16 protein-coding genes and 1 tRNA gene are annotated in these 17,375 nt (G+C 71.0%); 11 read left to right on the forward strand and 6 right to left on the reverse strand.

From position 1 onward, the window contains the following. Genes AC6CCG_RS24155 through AC6CCG_RS24170 form a run of 4 tightly spaced genes read left to right on the forward strand, consistent with a single transcriptional unit; the run spans nt 1 to nt 6,129 of the window. On the forward strand, nt 1-1,146 hold the full coding sequence (locus AC6CCG_RS24155) for an ABC transporter permease (protein ID WP_496657282.1): 1,146 nt from the start codon (nt 1-3) through the stop codon (nt 1,144-1,146). Further along, nucleotides 1,146-2,903, forward strand: a complete 1,758-nt coding sequence (locus tag AC6CCG_RS24160) for an ABC transporter ATP-binding protein (RefSeq protein ID WP_496657283.1) — start codon at nt 1,146-1,148, stop codon at nt 2,901-2,903. The genes AC6CCG_RS24155 and AC6CCG_RS24160 overlap by 1 nt, the downstream gene beginning before the upstream one ends. Next, on the forward strand, nt 2,900-4,804 hold the full coding sequence (locus AC6CCG_RS24165) for an alpha/beta hydrolase family protein (protein ID WP_496657284.1): 1,905 nt from the start codon (nt 2,900-2,902) through the stop codon (nt 4,802-4,804). The genes AC6CCG_RS24160 and AC6CCG_RS24165 overlap by 4 nt, the downstream gene beginning before the upstream one ends. Next, a complete protein-coding gene (locus AC6CCG_RS24170; protein ID WP_496657285.1) occupies nt 4,801-6,129 on the forward strand; it encodes a Gfo/Idh/MocA family protein in 1,329 nt (442 codons plus the stop codon). The genes AC6CCG_RS24165 and AC6CCG_RS24170 overlap by 4 nt, the downstream gene beginning before the upstream one ends. Here the strand turns inward: AC6CCG_RS24170 and mgrA are convergent. Beyond that, entirely contained in the window at nt 6,107-7,165 is a 1,059-nt protein-coding gene (gene mgrA, locus AC6CCG_RS24175) for an L-glyceraldehyde 3-phosphate reductase (RefSeq protein ID WP_496657286.1), read from the reverse strand. The two genes, AC6CCG_RS24170 and mgrA, sit on opposite strands and share 23 nt — an antisense overlap. A gap of 44 nt (nt 7,166-7,209) precedes the next feature. Here mgrA and AC6CCG_RS24180 point away from each other — a divergent pair, with 44 nt between their 5' ends. Beyond that, nucleotides 7,210-7,815, forward strand: coding sequence for a GNAT family N-acetyltransferase (locus tag AC6CCG_RS24180; protein WP_496657287.1), 606 nt, complete (start codon nt 7,210-7,212; stop codon nt 7,813-7,815). On the opposite strand, the gene AC6CCG_RS24185 is transcribed toward AC6CCG_RS24180, so the two are convergent. Both AC6CCG_RS24185 and AC6CCG_RS24190 read right to left on the reverse strand, forming a co-directional pair. Continuing rightward, the gene (locus tag AC6CCG_RS24185; RefSeq protein WP_496657288.1) at nt 7,786-8,115 is read right to left on the reverse strand and encodes a DMT family transporter; all 330 of its coding nucleotides are present in this window, start codon (nt 8,113-8,115) and stop codon (nt 7,786-7,788) included. The genes AC6CCG_RS24180 and AC6CCG_RS24185 overlap by 30 nt on opposite strands. Further along, on the reverse strand, nt 8,112-8,963 hold the full coding sequence (locus AC6CCG_RS24190) for an aldo/keto reductase (RefSeq protein ID WP_496657289.1): 852 nt from the start codon (nt 8,961-8,963) through the stop codon (nt 8,112-8,114). Before AC6CCG_RS24190 ends, AC6CCG_RS24185 begins: the two co-directional genes overlap by 4 nt. 84 nt (nt 8,964-9,047) lie before the next feature. Between AC6CCG_RS24190 and AC6CCG_RS24195 the strand changes: the two genes are divergently transcribed. After that, nucleotides 9,048-9,602, forward strand: a complete 555-nt coding sequence (locus tag AC6CCG_RS24195) for a TetR/AcrR family transcriptional regulator (protein WP_496657291.1) — start codon at nt 9,048-9,050, stop codon at nt 9,600-9,602. A gap of 3 nt (nt 9,603-9,605) precedes the next feature. On the opposite strand, the gene ilvD is transcribed toward AC6CCG_RS24195, so the two are convergent. Next, entirely contained in the window at nt 9,606-11,441 is a 1,836-nt protein-coding gene (gene ilvD, locus AC6CCG_RS24200; protein WP_496657292.1) for a dihydroxy-acid dehydratase, read from the reverse strand. Between the two features lie 94 nt (nt 11,442-11,535). Between ilvD and AC6CCG_RS24205 the strand changes: the two genes are divergently transcribed. Further along, nucleotides 11,536-12,372, forward strand: a complete 837-nt coding sequence (locus AC6CCG_RS24205; protein ID WP_496657294.1) for a helix-turn-helix transcriptional regulator — start codon at nt 11,536-11,538, stop codon at nt 12,370-12,372. A 4-nt stretch (nt 12,373-12,376) separates the two neighbouring features. Here the strand turns inward: AC6CCG_RS24205 and AC6CCG_RS24210 are convergent, their stop codons facing one another. After that, nucleotides 12,377-12,946: a TetR/AcrR family transcriptional regulator gene (locus AC6CCG_RS24210; protein WP_496657295.1), complete on the reverse strand. Its 570-nt coding sequence runs from the start codon at nt 12,944-12,946 to the stop codon at nt 12,377-12,379. A 61-nt stretch (nt 12,947-13,007) separates the two neighbouring features. On the opposite strand from AC6CCG_RS24210, the gene AC6CCG_RS24215 reads away from it, so the two are divergent. Continuing rightward, nucleotides 13,008-13,964, forward strand: a complete 957-nt coding sequence (locus tag AC6CCG_RS24215; protein WP_496657296.1) for a DMT family transporter — start codon at nt 13,008-13,010, stop codon at nt 13,962-13,964. Here AC6CCG_RS24215 and AC6CCG_RS24220 read toward each other — a convergent pair. Further along, nucleotides 13,934-14,007 (reverse strand) — tRNA-Leu (locus AC6CCG_RS24220). The two genes, AC6CCG_RS24215 and AC6CCG_RS24220, sit on opposite strands and share 31 nt — an antisense overlap. Nucleotides 14,008-14,173: 166 nt before the next feature. On the opposite strand from AC6CCG_RS24220, the gene AC6CCG_RS24225 reads away from it, so the two are divergent. Genes AC6CCG_RS24225 through AC6CCG_RS24235 form a run of 3 tightly spaced genes read left to right on the forward strand, consistent with a single transcriptional unit; the run spans nt 14,174 to nt 17,321 of the window. Continuing rightward, nucleotides 14,174-15,316, forward strand: coding sequence for a Gfo/Idh/MocA family protein (locus tag AC6CCG_RS24225; protein WP_496657297.1), 1,143 nt, complete (start codon nt 14,174-14,176; stop codon nt 15,314-15,316). Next, nucleotides 15,313-16,485, forward strand: a complete 1,173-nt coding sequence (locus AC6CCG_RS24230; RefSeq protein WP_496657298.1) for a dihydrodipicolinate synthase family protein — start codon at nt 15,313-15,315, stop codon at nt 16,483-16,485. The genes AC6CCG_RS24225 and AC6CCG_RS24230 overlap by 4 nt, the downstream gene beginning before the upstream one ends. Beyond that, the gene (locus tag AC6CCG_RS24235; protein WP_496657299.1) at nt 16,482-17,321 is read left to right on the forward strand and encodes a sugar phosphate isomerase/epimerase family protein; all 840 of its coding nucleotides are present in this window, start codon (nt 16,482-16,484) and stop codon (nt 17,319-17,321) included. The genes AC6CCG_RS24230 and AC6CCG_RS24235 overlap by 4 nt, the downstream gene beginning before the upstream one ends. Nucleotides 17,322-17,375: the final 54 nt, after the last annotated feature.

Raw genomic sequence — 17,375 nt, forward strand, 5'->3', positions numbered from 1 at the left:
ATGAGCAGCACCGAACCCTTGATCGAAGATCCGGCGACCGTGCTCGCGGACGAGACCGGCCGGAGCGCCGGCCAGGTGGAGACCGCGTCGCAGTGGCGGTTGATCTGGTGGCGGTTCCGCAAGCACAAGCTGGCGATGACCGGGGCAGTGGTCCTGATCATCCTGTACGTGGTCGCGATCCTCGCCGGCTTCTTCGCTCCATACGCGAGCGGCACGACCACCGCGACCAGCGCCTACCAGCCGCCGCAGCTGCCCAGCTTCTCGCCGGCGGACGGCTTCTACGTCCACCCCAGCGTCGGCCGGACCGACCTGCAGACGCTGCAGCGGGTGTTCGACGTGGACACCAGCCGCAAGATCAGACTCGGCTTCTTCGTGCAGGGCGACGAGTACCGGATCCTGGGTGTGATCCCGGGCGACCGGCACCTGTTCGGCCCGGTCGACGGCAGCCAGGGCTGGTACCCGCTCGGCGCCGACCGGACCGGGGCGGATCTGCTCTCCAAGATCATCTACGGATCGCAGGTGTCGCTGTCGATCGGCCTGATCGGCGTGGCCGTCTCGCTGCTGCTGGGGCTGTTGCTGGGCGGGGTGTCCGGCTACTTCGGGGGCTGGGTGGACACGATCATCCAGCGGGTGATCGAGTTCCTGATGTCGGTGCCGACGCTGCCGCTCTGGCTGGGACTGGCGGCGGCCATCCCGCCAGGCATGGGGCCGGTGCAGACGTACCTGTTGATCACCGTGATCCTGTCCCTGTTCGGCTGGACCAGCCTGGCCCGGGTGATCCGCGGCCGGTTCCTGCAGACCCGCGACGAGGACTACGTGCTGGCCGCGAAGCTGGACGGGGTGAGGACCCACCGGATCATCGCCCGGCACATGCTGCCGTCGTTCACCTCGCACGTGATCGCGACGGTCAGCCTGGCCATCCCGGCGATGATCCTGGCCGAGACCTCGCTGTCGTTCCTCGGCCTGGGGCTGCGCGCGCCGGCGGTTTCCTGGGGCGTGCTGCTGCAGGACGCACAGAGTGTCCAGGCCGTGGCGACCACGCCGTGGCTGATGTTTCCGGGCCTGGCGGTGATCCTGGCCGTGGTCGCGTTCAACTTCGTCGGCGACGGGCTCCGGGACAGCGCCGATCCGTACGGGGAGAGTTGATGAAGGAACTGATGCTCCGGGTCCGTGATCTTCGGACGTCCTTCTTCACCGACCGCGGCGAGGTGCGCGCGGTCGACGGGGTGAGCTTCGACGTCCCGCGCGGCAGCACGGTCTGCGTGGTCGGCGAGTCAGGCTCGGGCAAGACGGCGATGGCGCGGTCGGTGCTACAGGTGGTGGACCGGCCGGGCCGGGTGGTGTCCGGCTCGATCGAGTACCGCGCCGAGCCGGAGGCGGCGCCGGTCGAACTGGCCGGGCTGGACCCGCGGGGCAAGGCGATCCGCCGGGTCCGCGGGCGGGAGATCTCGATGATCTTCCAGGAGCCGATGTCGTCGCTCAGCCCGGTGCACACGGTCGGCCGGCAGATCATCGAACTGCTGACCGAGCACGAGGGCCTGAAGCGGCGGGACCCGGCGGCCCGGGATCGGGTGATCGACGCGTTGCGCCGGGTCGGCATCCCACGCGCCGAGGAACGGATCGACGCCTACACGTTCCAGCTGTCCGGCGGCATGCGGCAGCGGGCCATGATCGCGATGGCGTTGATCACCAACCCTCGGCTGGTGATCGCCGACGAGCCGACCACGGCGCTCGACGTGACTACGCAGGCGCAGATCCTCGACCTGCTGGCCGAGCTCAAGGAATCCGCCGGCCTGTCCCTGATGTTCATCACGCACGACCTCGGCGTGGTCGCGGAGATCGCCGACCGGGTGGTCGTGATGCGACACGGCAAGGTCGTCGAGTCCGGACCGGTCGAAGCGATCTTCCACGATCCGCAGCACGACTACACGAAGGAGCTGCTGTCCTCGCTGCCGCAGCGGGGCCGGGGCGCCGGGCGCGCGGTGATCACGCCGCGCACCGCCTCGCGATCCCTGAGCCTGTCGACGGGCCAAGATCAACTCCCACTCCTCGAGGTCGATCAACTCTCGATGGAGTTCACCACCTCGTCCGGCCGCCGCCTCGGCCCGCGCCGGAAGACCGTGGTGAAAGCGGTCGACGGGGTGTCGTTCCAGGTCCGGCCGGGCCGGACGCTCGGCATCGTGGGCGAATCGGGCTGTGGCAAGACCACCCTGGGCCGGACCCTGCTGCGCGCCTACCGGCCGAGTTCGGGCGCGATCCGCTACCGGGCCGAGCCGGACGCCGCGGCCGTTGATCTTGCCGGGCTGCGCGAGCGGGAGCTGCTGCCGTACCGCCGGCAGCTGCGGATGATCTTCCAGGATCCGTACTCGTCGCTGAATCCGCGGATGACCGTCCAGCAGGTCGTGGCGGAGCCGTTGCATGCGGCGGGGGAGACCCGGCGCGACGTGCTGCGGGACCGGGCGGCCGAGGCGTTGCGCCGGGTCGGGCTGCGGCCGGACATGCTGAACCGCTACCCGCACGCCTTCTCCGGCGGGGAACGGCAGCGGATCGGGATCGCCCGCGCGCTGATCACCGGGCCCAAGCTGGTGGTCGCCGACGAGGCGGTGTCCGCGCTCGACGTGTCGGTCCGGACCCAGGTGCTGGAACTGCTGGCCGAACTGCAGCGCGATCTTGGGCTGACCTACGTCTTCGTCTCGCACGACCTGTCCGTGGTGGAGCGGGTCTGCGACGAGGTGGCGGTGATGTACTTCGGCAAGATCGTCGAGCACGGCCCGGCGTCGGCGATCTTCGACGACCCGCAGCACGACTACACCAAGGCGCTGCTGTCGGCGGTGCCGATCGCCGACCCGGACGAGCGCGGCACCCGGCAGCGGATCGAGTACCGGCCGGAGTCGGTCGGATGATCACCGATCCGCTCGCGGCGAGCCTGCGCGGGCTCGGCGGCTACCTGGACGCCGGCTCCCAGTGGCGTGATCACGTCTTCCGGCGTACGGAGAGCGAGTTGCGCCGCTGGCACGCCGTGAACGACCGGCTCGCCAGCCGGGCCGACGTGGCGTCGCGGCAGCAGGCGATCCGGGCCGCGGCGGCGGATCTGCTCGGTGCCCGGGTGCCGGCCGGCCCGCCGCCGGCCCGCACGCTGGGCGTGGTCCGGACGCCCGCGTACCGGATCGAGAAGTTGATCATCGAGGCCGGCCCGGGCCACGCGATCGCCGCGAACCTCTACCGGCCGGACGAGCTGAACGGCCCGGCCGGCGCGGTGTTGATCCTGTGCGGGCATGCCGCGGAGAGCAAGGCGTATCCGCAGTATCAGGCGGTGGCCGCCCGGCTGGCCCGGAACGGCCTGGTGGCGTTGGTGATCGACCCGTTCGGGCAGGGCGAGCGGCGGCAGTTCCCGGACCGTCCGGAGCTGGCCCAGCCGACCGCTGATCATCTGCGGTCCGGCGTCGGCTGCTGGTGGTCCGGCCGGTCCAGCGGCCGGTTCTTCGTCCGCGACGCGGTGCGCGCGGTCGACTATCTGGCCGCCCGCCCCGAGGTCGACCCGGACCGGATCGGCGCTACCGGCAACTCCGGCGGCGGCACCCAGACGGCACTGCTGATGATGATCGACGACCGGATCGCGGCCGCCGCCCCGGCGACGTTCCTGACCAGCCGCGGCCACTACCTGCGGACCGGGCAGGCCCAGGACCCCGAGCAGGTGATCATCGGCGGCACCGCGGCCGGTCTCGATCACGAGGACGCGTTGATCGCGATGGCACCGCGGCCGGTGCTGGTGCTCGCGGCCGACTACGACTTCTTCCCGATCGAGGGGACCGTCGCGACCGTGCGGCGAGCCGGCCGGGCCTACCGGATCCTGGGCGCCGAGGACCGGCTGCGGCTGCACCGGACCCGCGGTGGTCACGCCTATCACCCGGAACTGGCCCGCGCCGCCTGTGCCTTCTTCGTCGAGCACCTCGACGGGGAACGGGACCGGCCGCTCGACGAGACCGAGCCGAAGCCGCTCGATCCGGCCGACCTGGCCTGCACCCGGACCGGTCAGTTGATCACCGACGGCGAGCACACCGCAACGATCGCGGAGCTGAACCGGGCCGAGATCACCGAGCGGGTCCCGGACCGGCAGGCCTGGCTGCTCGAGCAGGTCGAGAACGGCCGCGATCCGGCCGCGGATCCTTACCCACGGTGGTTTCCGGCGGCCGACCACGACCTGGGCGGTACGAAGGCACGGGTCCGTCCGGTCTACTGGTGGTCGGAGCGCGACCTGGTCAACGCCGCGCTGTTGATCACCCCGGCCGACCGGCCGTACCGCTCGCTGACGCTGGCGCTGCTGCCGGACGGCACCGCTGAGGCGGACCGGCACCGGGACCGGTTCGAGACCATGATCGACGAGGACCGGGCGATCCTGGTGCTGGACGTCCGCGGCGTCGGCGCCCTGGCGCCGCACCCGATCGGAGCCCGGTTCCCGGACCCGGAGTCGGGCACCCGCTACCGGTTGACCTGCGATCTGCTCTGGCTCGGTGACAGTCCGGTCGCCGGCCAGGTGTACGACGTCCGGCGCTGCCTGGAGTGGATCGCCGGCGATCCGGAACTCGATCATGGTGACCGGCCGATCGACCTGTGGGGCACCGGTGCGGGCGCGCTGATCGGTGAACTCGCCGCGCGGCTCGAGCCGTCGCGATTCCGCACGGTGGCGGGCAGCGGCCTGATCGCGGCGACGGACCCGGCCGAGTGGCGGACCGTGCTGCCCGGACTCACCGCGGCCTTCGCCCTGCCCTGGGTGAGCGCTTCGTCGAACAAGGAGAAACTGTGACCGACCATCCCCGCTACGCTCTCTGCGGTCTGTCCAACCGGGCCATCGGCACGTTCGTCGGCGCCCTGGTCGACTCCGGCATCCCGGGCCGGCCGGACCTGGAGCGCGCGCCGGGCGAACTGGTCGCGATCCTGGACGCCGACCGGGAGCGGGTCGGCCAGTTCCTCGCGCAGCTGGGGAATCCGGGCGTCCTGGCCTATGGTGCGGACGAGTTCGACCGGATGATCACCGAGGCCCGGCCGGACCGGGTGATCATCGCGACGCCCGACCACAGCCACGCCGACTACGCGGTCGCCGCACTCGGCCGCGGCCTCGACGTGATCACCGAGAAGCCGCTGACCGCGACCGCCGCCGACGCCGCCCGGGTGCTCGCCGCCGAGCGGGACAGCGCCGGCTCGGTGACGGTCACCCACAACGTCCGCTACACGCCACGGCTGCAGCAGGTGAAGCGGCTGATCATGGACGGCGCGATCGGCCGGGTGCTCGGCGCGACCCTGGACTACCACGTGGACACCCGGCACGGGGCCAGCTACTTCCTGCGCTGGAACCGGACCCGGGCCGCCTCCGGCGGGCTGTCGGTGCACAAGAGCTGCCACCACCTGGACCTGATCGACTGGCTGGTCGACGACCTGCCGGCCACCGTGTACGCCCGCGGCGGCCGCGCCTTCTACGGGCCGGACAGCCCGCACCGGCCACGGGACGAGCACGGCCGACCGCTCACCGGCGACGCGTTGCGCGCCGCGGATCCGTACCAGCGGGCGCAGCAGGGCAGCGGGACCTTCCCCGACGATGATCACGGTCGGACCGGCCTGGCCGGCTTGAGCTACCCGGTGCAGTACCCGGACGGGCAGCCGTTCACCCTGTACGACGACGAGATCGACATCGAAGATCACTACACGGCCGTGATCGGCTACCGGGCCGGGGCGACGCTGGCGTACACGATCGACTTCTCGTCGCCGTGGGAGGGCTACCGACTCGGCATCTCCGGCACCCACGGCCGGATCGAACTGGACTACGGCCATGATCGCGACGGCAGCCCGCGGCCCGGCACCGACCACGTGATCCTGGACCCGTTGTTCGGCGAACGGCAGCGGATCGAGGCCGCCGCGACCCAGGGCGGTCACGACGGCGCCGACGCGATCATGCGGCGGGACCTGTTCGTCGGCCCGACCGAGGAGTCCCGCCGGCTCGGCCTGGCCGCCACCACCGAGCAGGCCGCCTACGCGGTCGCCGCCGGTGAGGCGATCTGGCGCTCCGCCGAGAGCGGTTCGGTGATCAGCACCACCGAACTGCTCAGCGAGATCAGTCCCGCGGCCCGGCGTTGACCTCGCCGGCCCGGGCGGACTTCCACAGGTCGATCCCGCCGTCGGCCGCGTACTCGTCGATCGCCTCGAGTTCCTCCGCGGACAGCTCCAGGTTCTCCAGGACGGCGACGTTCTCGTCCAGCTGCTCGACCGACGACGCGCCGATCACCAGCGAGGTGACCCGCGGGTCGCGCAGGGCCCAGGCGAGGGCGAGCTGGGCGAGCGTCTGACCACGCCGGCCGGCAAGATCATTCAGCCCGTTCAGGCGCCGCAGCATCTCGTCCGACAGCCAGTCCGGATTGAACGACTTCCCTTGCTTGGCGCGGGAATCGGCCGGGATCCCGTTCAGGTAGCGGCTGGTCAGCAGGCCCTGCGCCAGGGCGGTGAAGCCGATCACGCCGAAGCCGAGTTCGCCGGCGGCGTCCAGCAGCCCCTCGTTCTCGATCCAGCGGTTCAGCATCGAGTAGGACGGCTGGTGGATCAGCAGCGGGGTGCCCAGCTCGTTCAAGATCGCCACCGCCTCCCGCGACCGTTCCGCGTCGTAGGACGAGATGCCGACATAGAGCGCCTTGCCCTGCCGGACCGCGGTGTCCAGCGCCGTCATCGTCTCCTCGAGCGGCGTCGTCGAGTCCAGCCGGTGCGAGTAGAAGATGTCGACGTAGTCCAGCCCCATCCGGCGCAGCGACTGGTCCAGCGAGGCGAGGACGTACTTCCGGGAACCGCCGCCCTGCCCGTACGGCCCCGGCCACATGTCCCAGCCGGCCTTGGTGGAGATGATCAACTCGTCCCGGTACGGGGCGAAGTCCTCTCGCATCAGCCGCCCGAAGTTGATCTCCGCACTGCCGAAGGGAGGCCCGTAGTTGTTCGCCAGATCATGGTGGGTGATGCCGAGGTCGAAGGCCCGCCGGGCGATCGCCCGCTGCACCTCGAACGGCCGGTCGTCGCCGAAGTTGTGCCAGTAGCCGAGCGACAGCAGCGGCAGGTCGAGCCCGGACCGCCCGGTGCGCCGGTACTTCATCGTTCCGTCGTAGCGTTCCGGCGCGGCGACGTAGTTCATGGCGGCATGCCCTTTCCGTGGGAGACGCGCCCTAAGCTACTCCGGTGACTGATCCGGCTCCGCACCTGACCGGCGCCGAGGTCGCCGACCTCGCCACCGAGCGGCTCCGGCTGCGGCCGGTGACCGCCGATGATCTTGATCCGATCCACGCCTACCTGTCCCGGCCGGACGTCTGCCGCTATCTGCTGCACGCGCCGCGGAGCCGGGACCAGGTCGCCAAGGGACTCACCCTGGCGGAAGGCCGGACCGGACTCCGCGGCGACGGGGACGGGGTCCGGCTCGCGGTGATCCGGACCGAGGACGACCGGCTGCTCGGCGAGCTCGTACTCGGTGTCGAATCGGCCGGGATGGCCTGCGTCGAGATCGGCTGGGTGTTCCATCCCGATCACGGCGGCCGCGGCTACGCCACCGAGGCCGCCCGGGCCGGGCTGCGGTTCGCCTTCGAGACCCTCACCGCGCACCGGGTGATCGCGCAGTTGCATCCCGCCAACGAGGCCTCGGTCCGGCTCTGCCGGCGGCTCGGGATGCGCCAGGAGGCGCACCACGTGGACAACTGGTGGGTGCCGGACCGGGCCCAGTGGGAGGACACCGGCGTCTACGCGATCCTTCGCCGCGAATGGTCAGGCGCCGGCCTCGGTCAAGCGGAGTAGCGCCACGCCGCCGATGATCAGGGCGAGCGCCAGGCCGCGGACCGCGGTGATCGGCTCGTGCAGGGCGATCATGCCGACCAGCACCGTACCCACGGCGCCGATGCCGACGAAGATCGCGTACGCCGTGCCGACCGGCAGCGACCGCATGGCGAAGCTCAGTGTCAGCAGCACAGCGACGGTGAGCACGGCGCAGACGATGATCGGAATCGGCCGGGTGAAGCCCTCGGTCAGCCGGATGCTGTGCGCCCAGGCGATCTCCAGCACGCCCGCGATCAACAACGCGGTCCAGGCGACGGTCATGATCGATTCCCTTCGGTGAGTGCGTTCCGCAGCCGGTCGTCCAGGACGAGGTCGGCAGCGGCGAGGTTCTCGGCCAGGTGGTGGACCGAGGTGGTGCCCGGAATGACGACGAGGTTCGGGCTTTGGTCGAGCAGCCAGGCCAGGGCGAGGGTCGCCGGAGCCAGCCCCTCGGCCTCGGCCAGCCGCTGTAGCGGCCCGCCGGTACGGAGCAGCGCGCCGTTCTCCAGTGGCCGGTACGCCAGGTAGGGGACTGCCGCCTCCGCCGTCCTGGCCAGCACCGGATCCGGCTCCGCGGCACTGAACCGCGCCTGGTTCTCGACCGAGGCGACCGGGGTCAGAGTGGTGGCCTGATCGAACTGCTCGACCGTGACGTGGGAGAGCCCGATCGCGCCGATCAAGCCCTCGCGGCGGAAGTCGATCATGGTGCCCAGCGCGTCCGGGAACGGCGTCGGCCCGCCGGGCAGGTAGCGGAAGTGCACCAGCGGCAGGCAGTCCAGCCGCAGGTCGCGGAGGTTCTGTTCCACCTGCTGGCGCAGGGAATCCGGCGCGGTGTCCGGCCGGAAGCCGCCGTCGGGAGTCCGGGCCGCGCCGATCTTGGTCGCGATCACCAGCTCCTCCGGGTACGGGTGCAGGGCCCGGGCGACCAGCCGGTTGGCGACCGACGGGCCGTAGTACCCGGCGGTGTCGATCAGCCGGACTCCGGAGTCGACGGCCGTGCGCAGCAGCGCCACCAGCTCCTCCGGGCGCTCGGGTTCGCCGAGCGCGTTCGGGCCGGTCAGCCGCATCGTGCCGTAGCCGACCCGGCCGACCGGCCGGCCGGCGAAAGGGACCGTCGTGGGTTGGGTCATCGTGCGCTCCTCAGGATTAACTGGACACTGTGTCCAGTTAGCACGATAGCGCATCCGGACAACGTGTCCGGATAGGGTGGTGGCGTGACCAGACCCGAGCGGGCCGACGCCGCCGCCAACCGGCAGCGGATCCTGCGCGCGGCCGAGCGGTTGTTCGCCGAGCGCGGGCCGGACCTCACCATGGGCGAGCTGGCCGCCGAGGCGGGCGTCGGCCGTGGCACGCTGTACCGGCGCTATCCCGACATCGGTTCGGTGGCCACCGCGCTGCTCGATGATCATGAACGCGAACTCCAGCAGGCGTTGCTGTCGGGGGCGCCGCCGCTGGGTCCGGGCGGCGCCCCGCGGCAGCGGCTGGCCGCGTTCTACGACGCGATGGTGGACCTGCTGGAGCGGCATCTGCCGCTGGTGCTCGGAGCCGAGGTCGGGGCGGCGCGCTTCCGTACCGGGGCCTACGGGTTCTGGCGCACCTTCGTCGCCACCCTGCTCCGTGAGGCCGGGATCCGCGACGACGCCCTGATCGATGCGCTGCTGGCGCCGCTGGCGCCCGAGGTGTACCGATTCCAACGGGAGGAGCGTGGCCGCAGCCCGGCCCAGATCAAGCGGGCGCTGCGCAGCCTCGCCGGCGTGCTCCCGGAATGATCATCAGACGTCGCGGACCGCACCACGATCGGCCGAGGTGACCGTCGCCGCGTAGGCACGAAGGGCCGCGGAGACCGGTCGATCCCGGCCCACCGGGCGGTAGCCGCTGCTGGCCTCCAGCTCGGCCCTCCGCTCGGCCAGAACCTCGTCCGGTACGTCGACCATGATCGTTCGGGCCGCGAGTTCGATCATGATCACGTCGCCGTCGCGGACCAGCGCGATCGGCCCGCCCGCCGCCGCCTCGGGGGACAGGTGCCCGATCGACAGACCTGAGCTGCCGCCGGAGAACCGGCCGTCCGTGACCAGTGCGCACGACTCGGCCAGCCCGCGGCCCTTCAGATACGCGGTCGGGAACAGCATCTCCTGCATGCCGGGTCCGCCGCGTGGCCCCTCGTACCGGACGATGATCACGTCGCCGGCCTTGATCCGGCCGGACAGGATCGCCTCGACCGCGTCCTCCTGCGACTCCACGACGACGGCCGGCCCGCTGAAGCTCGCCATGGTGTCGGGGACGCCGGCGGTCTTGACGACGCAGCCGTCCGGCGCCAGGTTGCCGGTCAGCACAGCCAGCCCGCCGTCCTGTGTGTACGCATGCGCGCGGTCCCTGATACAGCCCGTCGTGGGGTTCAGGTCCAGTTCGGCCCACCGCGCCGACTGCGATCCCGCCGTCGCCGAACGCCTCCGGCCCGGCGCCGCCCGGAACAGCTCGACCGCCTCCGGCGTCGGATCGGGCCCGCGCACATCCCAGTCCGCCAGCCAGGCATCAAGATCATCGGAGTGGACGCTGCGCACGTCACGCCGGAGCAGACCGCTCCGGTCCAGCTCGCCGAGCAGGGCCGGCACGCCGCCGGCCCGGTGCACGTCCTCGATCAGGTACGGCCCGTTCGGCGCGACCTTGCACAGGCAGGGCACCCGGCGGGACAGCGCGTCGATCTCGGCCTGGTCGAAGGCCAGCCCGGCCTCGTGGGCCGCGGCGAGCAGGTGCAGCACGGTGTTGGTGGAGCCGCCCATCGCAAGATCAAGACTCATCGCGTTCTGGAACGCCGCCGCCGACGCGATCCGGCGCGGCAGCACGGAGTCGTCGTCCTTGTCGTAGTAGTGCCGGGCCAGCTCGACGACGGTGGCGCCGGCGCGCTCGTACAGCGTGCGGCGGTCGGTGTGGGTGGCCAGCGTCGTCCCATTGCCGGGCAGGGCCAGGCCGAGCGCCTCGGTCAGGCAGTTCATCGAGTTCGCCGTGAACATGCCGGAACAGGAGCCGCAGGTGGGGCAGGCCTGCTCCTCCAGCCGGGCAAGATCATCGTCGGAGACGGCGTCGGCGGCCGAGTCGGCGATCACGGTGATCAGGTTCAGGCCGTCCCGCTCGGTGCCGTCGGCCAGGGTCGCCGAGCCGCCCTCCATCGGGCCGCCGGAGACGAACACCGTCGGGATGTTCAGCCGCAGTGCGGCCATCAGCATGCCGGGCGTGATCTTGTCGCAGTTGGAAATGCAGACCAGGGCGTCGGCGCGGTGTGCCTCGACCACGTACTCGATCGAATCGGCGATCAGGTCCCGCGACGGCAGCGAGTAGAGCATCCCGGCATGGCCCATGGCGATCCCGTCGTCGACGGCGATCGTGTTGAACTCGCGTGGGATCCCACCCGCCGCGGCGATCGCGTCGCTGACGATCCGGCCGACCGGCTGCAGGTGGGTGTGGCCGGGCACGAACTCGACGAAGCTGTTGGCCACCGCGACGATCGGCTTGCCGAAGTCGGCGGCGGCCACCCCGGCGGCGCGGAGCAGGGCCCGGGCGCCGGCCATCGAGCGGCCACGGGTCACGGTGTCGGAACGAAGGGCTGGCATGCTCCCATTGCCCCACGCCGCGGCCCGGACCGGAAGGCGGCGCCGCTGCTAGCAGTCCCACTGCTACCCAACGCGTGGGTGATACCTTCCGCGCATGGACAGGGCCGGTGATCGACGGCAGGAGTTGGCCGCCCTGCTCCGGCATCGACGGGCCCAGGTGGTGCGAGCCGATCATGGTCTGCCGGACGCCGGCCGCGGCGGCGCGGTCGGGCTGCGTCGGGAGGAGGTCGCGTTCCTCGCCGGGGTCAGCATCACCTGGTACACCTGGCTGGAGCAGGGCCGGGAGATCAATCCGTCCCGGCAGGTGATCGACGCGATCGCGGCGACGTTGCGGTTGTCCGCGGTCGAGCACGCGTACGTGCTGTCACTGGCCGGCCTCACGCCCGACCCGCCGGATCTCGAGACGGTCCCGGCCGAACTGCCGAGCCACTTGCAACGGCTGCTGGACGCGCAGCTGCCGGCGCCCGCGTTCGCCCTGGCGCCGGACTGGACGATCGTCGGCTGGAACCGGGCCTACCTGGTCCTCTATCCGGACGTGGACCGGCTGCCGCCCGATGATCGCAATCTGCTGGTGTTGATCTTCACCGACGACCGGGTCCGGCAGATGCTGCCGGACTGGGCGACGACCAGTCGGCAGTTCCTGGCCGAGTACCGGGCCGAGCACGGAGCCCGGTTCGGGCAGCCGGCCCAGGCCGCGCTGATCGCCCGCCTGCGTCAGGAGAGCCCGGAGTTCGCGGCCGCCTGGGAGCAGCACGAGATCGGCCGGTTCGAGACGCGGGAACGCCGGTTCCGGCCGCCGGGCCTGGGGGAGTTGATCTTCGAACAGCACCGGCTGGTGCCCGCGGACGCGCCCGGTCTGCAGCTGGTGATCTACCTGCCGAGTCCCGGCAGTGACACCGCGGACCGCCTCGCGCGATCCCTGCGGGACTGAAGGACTAGCCGGCCAGCCTCGCCACGGCCGCATCCCGGGCCGTCGCGAAGGCGTCCTTGATCACGCCGATCCCGGACGTCACCAGGGCGCCCTCGTGCAGCACCATCAGCTCCTCACCGATCCGCTCGGGAGCAGCCACGCCGGCGTCCGTCGCGAGATCGGTGAGGAAGCCGAGCATCCAGCGCTTCTGCTCGGTGATCACCGAGTAGGCCGGGTGCTGAGGGTCGCTGATCTCCGCGTGTGCGTTGATCATGCTGCAGCCCTTACCGCCCCGTTCGTCGTGCCAGTCCGAGGAGGCGTCGAACAGTGCGGCCAGCCGAGCCGCTGGGTCGGAGCCGGCCTTCTCGAGCCTTGCGTCGAGGAAGATCCGCCACTCGCGGTCGCGCTCGGTCAGGTAGCTGACCACCAGCCGGTCCTTGGACCCGAAGCGGTCGTACAGCGTCTTCTTGGTCACGCCCGCCCGCTCCGCGATCGCCTCGACGCCGACCGCATGGATGCCCTCGGCATAGAAGAGATCTGAGGCCGCGCGCAGGATCGCCCGTGCCTTGGGGGTCCAGTCGATCACCTCGGTCATGTTGCCCATATTACACCGATCGGTATAGCCAGAGTAAACCGATCGGTATAGCGTGGGCGAGATGACTATACCGATCGGTTTACCCAAGCGGGGTGCCTTGCTGACGGCGGGCCTGAGCCTGACCTTCGTGCTGTGCTGGTCGTCCGGCTTCATCGGCGCCAAGTTCGGCGGCGTGGATGTCTCGCTGTTCACGCTCCTGCTGTGGCGCTTCCTGCCGCTCGGGCTGGTCGCGGCGCCACTGCTGCTGGCGGCGGCCCGGTCGGCTGCCGCCTCCGGCCCGGGCGAGCTGGCTCGGCAGGTGCTGGTCGGTCTGCTGTCCCAGTCCGGCTACGTGCTCACCGTCTATGCCGCCATCGCCCTCGGGGTCAGTACCGGCACGACGGCGCTGGTGGACGGACTGCAGCCGCTGGTGGTGGCGGCGCTGGCGGGGCCGGTGCTGGGGGTCGCTGTCGGTCGGCGGCAGTGGCTCGGGCTGCTGATCGGGCTGGCCGGCGTCGCCGTCGTCACGGTCGCGGATGCCTCCGATCCGAGCACGGCGGCGCCGGCGTGGGCGTACCTGGTGCCGTTCGTGGGCATGCTCTGCCTGGTCGCCGCGACCTTCGTCGACCGCCGGGCCCGGACGTCGATGCCGCCGCTGCGCGCCCTGGCGATCCACCTGATCACCTCGGCGACCGTGTTCACCGTGCTGGCGATCGCGACCGGCAGCGTGGTGCCGCCGGCCACGACGGGCTTCTGGTTCGCGGTCGGCTGGCTGATCCTGCTGCCGACGTTCGGTGGCTATGCCTTGTACTGGGTGCTGCTGCGGCGGCTCGGGGTGACCCGGGTGAACGCGCTGATGTTCCTGGTGCCGCCGGTGACCACCGGGTGGGGCGTCGCGCTGTACGGCGAGCCGTTCACGCTCTTCACCGGGGTGGGGCTGCTGCTCACCGTGGTGGCGACCGCGCTGGTGAACTGGCGCCCGCGGGTGGCGGCGGAGAGTGCCCTGGGTGCCCCCGATGGGATTCGAACCCATACTTGAGCGGGTTTAAGCCGCGTGCCTCTGCCGATTGGGCTACGGGGGCCTTCGCACGACCCACGCTGGCGTGCCGGACCATTCTGCCTGACCTTCCGGCAGTTCCGGTCCTGGCCGGACCGCGATTGTGCTTCGACTGCGGGAATCGGACTTGCGTGAGGCGATTTTGCGCCACTAGGATGGTAAGCGTTTTCCACTCGAACGATGAGGATGCCATGCCGACGCGCAGCTACACAGTGATCATGAACGGGGTGACCGGCCGGATGGGCTACCGGCAGCACCTGCTCCGCTCCATCCTCGCCCTCCGCGACGAGGGCGGCGTGGCGCTGCCGAACGGCGACCGGATCACCGTCGAGCCCGTACTGGTCGGCCGGAACAGCGAGAAGCTCGCCCGGATGGCTCAAGATCACGGCATCGAGCGCTACACCACCGATCTCGACGCCGCGCTGGCCGACCAGGAGGCGACGATCTACTTCGACGCCCAGGTGACCAGCGAGCGGGTGAAGTCGATCTTGAAGGCGATCGAGGCCGGCAAGCACGTCTACACCGAGAAGCCGATCGCCGAGACCGTCGCCGAGGGCGAGGAACTGGCCCGGGCCGCAGCGTCGGCCGGAGTGATCAACGGGGTGGTGCACGACAAGCTCTACCTGCCCGGCCTGCTCAAGCTGAAGCGCTTGATCGACTCCGGCTTCTTCGGCCGGATCCTTTCGGTACGAGGAGAGTTCGGCTACTGGGTCTTCGAGGGAGACCTGATCCCGGCCCAGCGGCCCAGCTGGAACTACCGTGCCGAGGACGGCGGCGGCATGGTGCTGGACATGTTCTGCCACTGGAACTACGTGCTGGAGAACCTCTTCGGCAGCGTGCAGTCGGTGCTGGCCAAGGCCGTCACGCACATCGACCAGCGCTGGGACGAGCAGGGCAAGCCCTATCAGGCCACCGCCGACGACGCCGCGTACGCGATCTTCGAACTGGACGGCGGCATCATCGCGCAGATCAACTCCTCCTGGGCGGTCCGGGTCGACCGCAAGGAACTGGTCGAGTTCCAGGTCGACGGCACCGAGGGCTCGGCCGTCGCCGGTCTGTTCGGCTGCCGGATCCAGCACCGCACCCAGACGCCCAAGCCGGTCTGGAACCCTGACGAGCCGACCGACCAGGACTTCCGCTCCCAGTGGCAGCAGATTCCGGACAACGCCGAGTTCGGCAACGGGTTCCGGGCCCAGTGGGAGGAGTTCTTGATCAACGTCGACGCCCGCCAGCCGCACCGGTACGACTTCGCCGCCGGGGTGCGCGGGCTGCGGCTCGCCGATGCCGGCTACGCCTCCTCCCGTGAGGGTCGTCGGATCGAGCTCGGGTCATGACCCTGCTGAAGGGATCCGCGGTCGCGGTGCCGCTGGCCGACGGGAGTTGGCGAGAGCTGACGCTGCGGACGCCGGGGGAGTGGGTTGATCATCCGGAGCCGTACCGGAGCCGGGTCGCGTTCGCCGCGGCGCACGTGGTCGCGGATCCGCGTGGCGAGAACGTACCGGGGGCGCCGGCGGTGGTCGACTGGGACGCGACGCTGGCGTTCCGCCGGCATCTCTTCCGGTACGGGCTCGGCGTCGCTGAGGCCATGGACACCGCGCAGCGCAACATGGGCATCGACTGGCCGGCCGTCCAGGAGTTGATCACGCGCAGCGCGGCCCAGGCCCGCGAGGTGGGGGCCCGGATCGCCTCCGGTGCCGGCACCGACCACCGGGCCGAGCTGACCACGCTGGACCAGGTGACCGACGCCTACGCGGAGCAGATCGCCTTCGTCGAGGCCGCCGGCTCGCAGGTGATCATCATGGCCTCGCGGCACCTGGCCCGGATCGCGGCCTCGGCCGACGACTACCGGCAGGTGTACGACCGGCTGCTCGGCCAGGTCACCGAACCGGTGATCCTGCACTGGCTGGGGGAGGCCTTCGATCCGAACCTGCGCGGCTACTGGGGATCGACCGACATCCCGACCGCCACCGCCACCTTCCTGGAGTTGATCAAGGACCACGCCGCCAGGATCGACGGCGTGAAGGTGTCGCTGCTGTCCGCCGACCACGAGAAGGGCCTGCGCGCCGCGCTGCCGGAAGGGGTCCGGCTCTATACCGGCGACGACTTCAACTACCCGGAGTTGATCAAGGGCGACGGTGATCATCACTCGGACGCCCTGCTCGGCGCCTTCGCGGCGATCGCCCCGGCCGCCTCGGCCGCGCTGGCAGCGCTCGACAGTGATGATCGTGCCGGCTACGACGCGGCGATGGCCCCGACCCTGGAGCTGAGCCGGCACATCTTCGCGGCGCCCACCTTCTACTACAAGACCGGGATCGCGTTCACGGCGTGGCTGTCCGGGCTGCAGGAGGGCTTCACCATGATCGGCGGGCTGCAGGCCGCCCGGTCGCCGATCCACCTGGGCCGGATCTTCGAGCTGGCCAACGAGGCGGGCCTGCTGCCCGATCCCGAGCTCGCCGCCCACCGGCTGGCCCTGGTGCTCGAGGCCGCCGGAGTCCGCCGATGACGGGCGCGGAACTGGCGCGGCTCTCGCTGAACCAGCGCACCATCGCCAACGCCTCGCTGGCCGAGGCGATCCAGGCCTGCCTGTCCGCCGGCCTGCCGTCGATCGGCGTCTGGCGCGAGCCGGTCGCCGAGGTCGGGCTGGACCGGGCCGTGGAGTTGATCAAGGAATCCGGCCTCCGGGTCTCCTCGCTGTGCCGGGGTGGCTTCTTCACCGCCGCCGCGCCGGCCGAGGTCGAGCAGGCCCACCTGGACAACCGGGCCGCCATCGACGAGACCGCGCGACTGGGTGCGGCAACGCTCTGCCTGGTGCCCGGCGGCCTGCCGGCCGGCGACCGTGATCTGGCCGGCGCCCGGTCCCGGGTGATCAAGGCGATCGAGCGCCTGGTCCCGTACGCGAGCGAACGGGGCGTCAAGCTCGGCATCGAGCCGATGAACCCGATCTACGCGGCGGACCGCGGCGTGATCTCCACCCTCGGCCAGGCTCTCGACATCGCCGAGCGCTTCGACCCGGCCGTGGTCGGCGTCATCGTCGACACCTTCCACCTCTGGTGGGAGCCCGGCGTCGAGGAGCAGATCGCCCGCGCCGCCGACCGGATCGTCAGCTACCAGATCTCGGACTGGATCACCCCGCTGCCGCCGGACACCCTGCTCGCCCGCGGCATGATGGGCGACGGCCACGTCGACTTCGCCTCGTTCACCCGCGCCGTCGCGGCGGCCGGCTACCAGGGCGACGTCGAGGTGGAGATCTTCAACGCCGACCTCTGGGCGCAGCCGTACCAGCAGGTCGTCGACCTCCTCGCCGAGCGTTACCGAGACCTGGTGCAGCCCCACCTCTGAATCGACATGGTGATCTTGTCGCAGATTTGACAATAGCTTCCCGAACAGGCCCCC

Source organism: Microlunatus sp. YIM B11417 (genome assembly GCF_059617205.1).

Excerpts from the sequence above, each read along its gene's own strand:
- AC6CCG_RS24155 (WP_496657282.1), top strand. The coding sequence starts at position 1 with ATGAGCAGCACCGAACCCTTGATCGAAGATCCGGCGACCGTGCTCGCG.
- AC6CCG_RS24160 (WP_496657283.1), top strand. The coding sequence starts at position 1,146 with ATGAAGGAACTGATGCTCCGGGTCCGTGATCTTCGGACGTCCTTCTTC.
- AC6CCG_RS24165 (WP_496657284.1), top strand. The coding sequence starts at position 2,900 with ATGATCACCGATCCGCTCGCGGCGAGCCTGCGCGGGCTCGGCGGCTAC.
- mgrA (WP_496657286.1), bottom strand. The coding sequence starts at position 7,165 with ATGAACTACGTCGCCGCGCCGGAACGCTACGACGGAACGATGAAGTAC.
- AC6CCG_RS24185 (WP_496657288.1), bottom strand. The coding sequence starts at position 8,115 with ATGACCGTCGCCTGGACCGCGTTGTTGATCGCGGGCGTGCTGGAGATC.
- AC6CCG_RS24190 (WP_496657289.1), bottom strand. The coding sequence starts at position 8,963 with ATGACCCAACCCACGACGGTCCCTTTCGCCGGCCGGCCGGTCGGCCGG.
- ilvD (WP_496657292.1), bottom strand. The coding sequence starts at position 11,441 with ATGCCAGCCCTTCGTTCCGACACCGTGACCCGTGGCCGCTCGATGGCC.
- AC6CCG_RS24205 (WP_496657294.1), top strand. The coding sequence starts at position 11,536 with ATGGACAGGGCCGGTGATCGACGGCAGGAGTTGGCCGCCCTGCTCCGG.
- AC6CCG_RS24210 (WP_496657295.1), bottom strand. The coding sequence starts at position 12,946 with ATGACCGAGGTGATCGACTGGACCCCCAAGGCACGGGCGATCCTGCGC.
- AC6CCG_RS24215 (WP_496657296.1), top strand. The coding sequence starts at position 13,008 with ATGACTATACCGATCGGTTTACCCAAGCGGGGTGCCTTGCTGACGGCG.
- AC6CCG_RS24225 (WP_496657297.1), top strand. The coding sequence starts at position 14,174 with ATGCCGACGCGCAGCTACACAGTGATCATGAACGGGGTGACCGGCCGG.
- AC6CCG_RS24230 (WP_496657298.1), top strand. The coding sequence starts at position 15,313 with ATGACCCTGCTGAAGGGATCCGCGGTCGCGGTGCCGCTGGCCGACGGG.
- AC6CCG_RS24235 (WP_496657299.1), top strand. The coding sequence starts at position 16,482 with ATGACGGGCGCGGAACTGGCGCGGCTCTCGCTGAACCAGCGCACCATC.